This is a genomic window from Streptomyces sp. NPDC006261, from assembly GCF_040613515.1.
Lineage (GTDB): Bacteria > Actinomycetota > Actinomycetes > Streptomycetales > Streptomycetaceae > Streptomyces.
In genome coordinates, this window is the sequence record NZ_JBEXSI010000135.1 from 1 (window position 1) to 3,988 (window position 3,988).

Here is a 3,988-nt window from a genome sequence, read left to right on the forward strand (position 1 = left end):
GCGTTCATGGTCGGACAGCTCCAGCGGCAACGGCTTCGGACCAGGCATCGTTCCACCCTACAACCGCAAGCGAACTAGCGACTCAGGACACTAGCAGCGCGTAATTCAGGCGTGCTGTAGACCTGTCTGATGAGCCAAAGCACGATAGTTGTCACCAAGGCAGGCGTGCTGTCACCAGGGCCACCGGACGGCGAGTGCTGAGCAGCGTTCTGGACCGTGGTGCAGTCTCAGCTGCCCACCCCGGCTTCCCACTTGCGCCGACGCAGCACGTGGTCGCTGAAGATTTGTCGGCTCCTGTCGAGCAGTTCACCCACCTCCGCGTCGCCGCGCCGCCCATCCGGCGACGGATGCCAGCGCTGCACTGATTGCGCGGCCCAGGTGCGCAGCTTCGTATCCGGGTCCTCGAACAGACCGACCGCCGCCCGTAGTGCCACGATGCCGCCGCGCGCGTCGAGCAGCCGGAATGCGGCGACGCGGACGTGCCGCGGCCGCTCGGCGCTGGTGCGCTCCAAGAGCCAGTCGGCGGGCAGTTCCTTGGCCGAGGGCAGCAGGGAGGTGGCGGTCTCGCGGACGACCCCGGCGGCAGGGTCGTCGAGGAGCGGCCGCAACTGCTTGGCATCCGCGCAGTCCAGTGACCGCATCCCTGCCACCGCTCGCGCCCGCACCCCGGCCGCCGGGTGCGCGAGCAGAGGCCGCAGCAGCCCGGCGTCCGCGCGGTCCCCGCACTCGGCCAGCCCGATGACCGCACCGGGCGGCAACTCGGGGTCGTCCGGTGCCGCGCACCGCTCCCGGTACCAGGCCGACGGGTCACCTCCCTGCTGTCGTACGACATACCGGGCGCAAGCGCGCACGAGCGCGGATCGGTCGCTGAGAAACGGCTCCGCCTGCTTTGACCGGCCCGCCCGTCTCAGCGCGGTGACGCCGGCCGAACGGGTACGCGGGTTACGTGCGGACAGCAGTGGAGGCAGCACACCCTCGTAGACATCCTCATCCCCCAGAGTCGTGAGCGCCGCTGTGGCACACAGGTCCTGGACCACCGTGTCCTGGTCCCCGGCGGCCGCGTGGGCCAGCTCATCGGGACGGAGCAACTGGCCCTCGATGGCCAGCCGATACGCGAACCGCCGGACGATGCGGTCGGGGTCAGCGAAGAGAACAGCGAGCTGCCCGTGGGATGCCTGGCGCAGGGTCTGGCCGAGCACATCGACGCCGAAGGCACCTCTGTCGCGGCGGCCGACGCGGAGGATGAGCGGCGCGAGGTCGAGGGCGGAGTCCACGTTCAGGGTCTCGCTCAGCAACTGCCGGGCGTGCTCGCGCACTGGGCCGACCCAATCGGCGCAGCGGATCACGACCAACGGCAGCAGACCGGGGCACCGGACCGACTGGCGCACTGCCTCCTGACGGATCCGCCCGTCGCGGTGGCAGAGGGCGAGCGCGAGCCGAGACTCGCCGAGCTGAGTCAGGTCGGCGGGCAGTGGGGCGGAGTGTTCCCACCCCGGCAGGAACTGCGGGCGGTGCCAGGCCACCTCACGCACTCCTGCATCCAGTGCGAGCCAGTCAGCGGGGTCGGCGACATCCAGCGTGCTTCGAAGCGGCGCACCTCCCGCGAGCCGCGTCGCTGCCGCTGTCCCGTCCTCGATGTCCTCGAGCATTCCCGCCCCTCCAGCAGTCGTACCAGGTGATCGTAGGGGGCGGGGGTCGCGTAGGACGCGTGAAATATGGCCCGCGATCGCCGAGGGCCGCCGCTCGGCACCCTGCCCACCAGAAGCCTCCGCCACCGTGTCCCCCTTGTTCCCCGAGCCCGACGGATGGTTGCCCTGGGGGCACACCACCGCCAGTGACGTCTTCTACTGGAAGACATCGGCGAACGACCCGAACGAATGGACGATCGTCGGGCACCCCGGCGAGAGCGATGACGTCGTGCCCTTCGACGGCGGCTTCACCGACTTTTTGCACACCTTCGTGTGGGACACGGTGGGGATGCCTTTCATCCCCGAACCGGAGAGCGATGTGCCGATCGCCTTCGAACCTCGGACAGGCGAGTGGCTGGGCGGTGCCGGTGAGCGTCTGCAGCCGTATGGCCGGTTCGAGCACCGGTAGCGCCAGCGGCTACTGAGGTTTTCGGGTTGTCGTCGGTGATGACGGCCCATGATCCCTGCGGTATGCCGGTGGCATTCGCCATCCGGAAGGTGGGGGCCTGACCGCTGAGCGGCAGGTGTTTCGTGAGGAGATCCGCCGTGAACGCTCCACGCGCGGGGCGCGGACCGCCCCCGTTCAGGAGCGGGTGGCGGTTCCGCAGCCCTCGTCGTCGCCTTCCCGCATACGTTCCTCCATCGACGTGCTCCGGTCGTACGGGTCGACCTCGGCACCGTCGCGCGCTTCGGCGGCCGTACGCTCGGCGCGGAACGCGGGGGTCAGATAGCCGGTGTAGGTGTCGCAACCGCCGTTGGTGGTGTCCACCTTGTAGGAGACGAGGGAGAACGTCCCCGGCTCGATCACGATCTTCGCCGGGTCGTCCCAGCTCACCACCACCTCGCGGCGCACGATAGTGCGCGCGACCTCGTCACTGTCCCCCTCGGCGCGCACGACCGGGTAGACGTAGGTGACGTCGGTGGACACCTGCACCGCCCCGCGTTCGCCCTCCCGGAAGGTGACCCGGCCGCGGGTCTTGACCACGTCCCCGGCCGGCCGGACGTCGGAGGACCGGAAGCGGCTGAACAGCAGGAGCGGGTCGTTCTCGCGATCGGGCGCGCGGAGCGCCTTCTTGAGGAAACCCCGCACATCCGACTGGTGCGGGTTGATCAGGCCGATGGCCTCGGCCGGCCGCTCGCCGCGCAGTACGGCGGGGTCGAGGCTGGACGCGACGAGGAAGTCCCGGGTCTTCGCGAGCGCGTCCGCGACCTCCGCCCTGCTCATCCAGCCGGTCGCCCGTGGCTCGGGCAGGTGGATGCCCGCCGTTCCGTCGCTCCATCGCGCGGCCGGCGACCCCCGGAACGGCTCGTCCACAGTGGGAGGCCGGTCCGCGGCCTCCTGGGCGGGCGCACCGGTCGGGCGCTCCGACTCCGCGGCGAGGGGCGTGGCGCTCGCGCCGTCGCCGCCGTCGAACCAGCTGCCGATCCCCCAGGGGCCGACGGCCACGACCACCACGACGACGGCGGCCGCCAGACCGAGCGCGGCCCAGCCCCTGCCCTTGCGCCGCCGAGCCGGCGTGTACGTCCGCCACCCCTCCGGCGGGCCGGACTCCTCCTGGAGCCGCCGCGCCACCATCCGGGCCCGAGCCGACGGCTCCTCGGGCGCTCCCCGGCCCCCGGCCTCGGCCTCCCGGAGGAAACGCTCCCACTCCTCGTCCGGTATGGACGCCCCGCCCTTGCTCAACTCGCCGCTCCCGTCACGTGCGTGGTGCTCGGCCCCTCCCCAGGTCCGAGCGCTGTCCGGGGCATCATCACACGGCCCGCCGACACCCGGTGGCGGGCGGGCCCGTCAGCGGCCGGGCGCCCCGACGCGCAGTCCGTCCATGATGAAATCCAGCAGCCGGCCGGCCCTCGGCTCCCAGCCCTCGCGCGGATCGATCTGCCAGAGACCGGCGATGGCGAGGAAGAAGTCGTCCGGGGTCACTCCGGGGCGGACGACGCCGGCGTCCTCGCAGGCGCGGAGCAGGGTTCCGGCCGCCTCCATGCCTGGGGTGGGGCCGGGCTTGGCGGGTCCGCCCGGCGCGCTGGTGACCAGCCGGATGGCGTCCGCGAGGCCAGCCGTCCACTGCCCCGAGCGCCTGGTGGGTGCTCATAGGAATGTCCTCCGAAGGGAGTTCGTTGATGCGGGCGGACCGTGACAGGTCGTGAACGCGATCTTCTATCAGAACCGGACGGGTTGTCAGTGGAGGATGCTGCCGCATGACCTGCCGGCCTGGTCGGCGGTGTTCTACTACTTCAGGTTGTGGCGTGAGGACGGGCTTGACCAGCGGATTCAGGAGCTCCTTCGTTGCCAGGTCAGG

At 71.1% G+C, this 3,988-nt stretch carries 3 protein-coding genes and 2 pseudogenes; 2 read left to right on the top strand and 3 right to left on the bottom strand.

Annotated elements, in window-relative coordinates; genetic code table 11:
• Positions 1-227: 227 nt before the first annotated feature.
• Positions 228-1,649, bottom strand: coding sequence for a hypothetical protein (locus ABZ154_RS34805; RefSeq protein WP_356838455.1), 1,422 nt, complete (start codon positions 1,647-1,649; stop codon positions 228-230).
• Positions 1,650-1,785: 136 nt separating this feature from the next.
• On the opposite strand from ABZ154_RS34805, the gene ABZ154_RS34810 reads away from it, so the two are divergent.
• Positions 1,786-2,097, top strand: coding sequence for a hypothetical protein (locus tag ABZ154_RS34810; RefSeq protein ID WP_356838456.1), 312 nt, complete (start codon positions 1,786-1,788; stop codon positions 2,095-2,097).
• 174 nt (positions 2,098-2,271) lie between these two features.
• On the opposite strand, the gene ABZ154_RS34815 is transcribed toward ABZ154_RS34810, so the two are convergent.
• A complete protein-coding gene (locus ABZ154_RS34815; protein ID WP_356838457.1) occupies positions 2,272-3,372 on the bottom strand; it encodes a hypothetical protein in 1,101 nt (366 codons plus the stop codon).
• A gap of 105 nt (positions 3,373-3,477) precedes the next feature.
• Positions 3,478-3,747, bottom strand: a pseudogene (locus ABZ154_RS34820) (TetR/AcrR family transcriptional regulator); the annotation flags it as partial.
• An 82-nt stretch (positions 3,748-3,829) separates the two neighbouring features.
• On the opposite strand from ABZ154_RS34820, the pseudogene ABZ154_RS34825 reads away from it, so the two are divergent.
• Positions 3,830-3,988, top strand: a pseudogene (locus ABZ154_RS34825) (transposase); the annotation flags it as partial.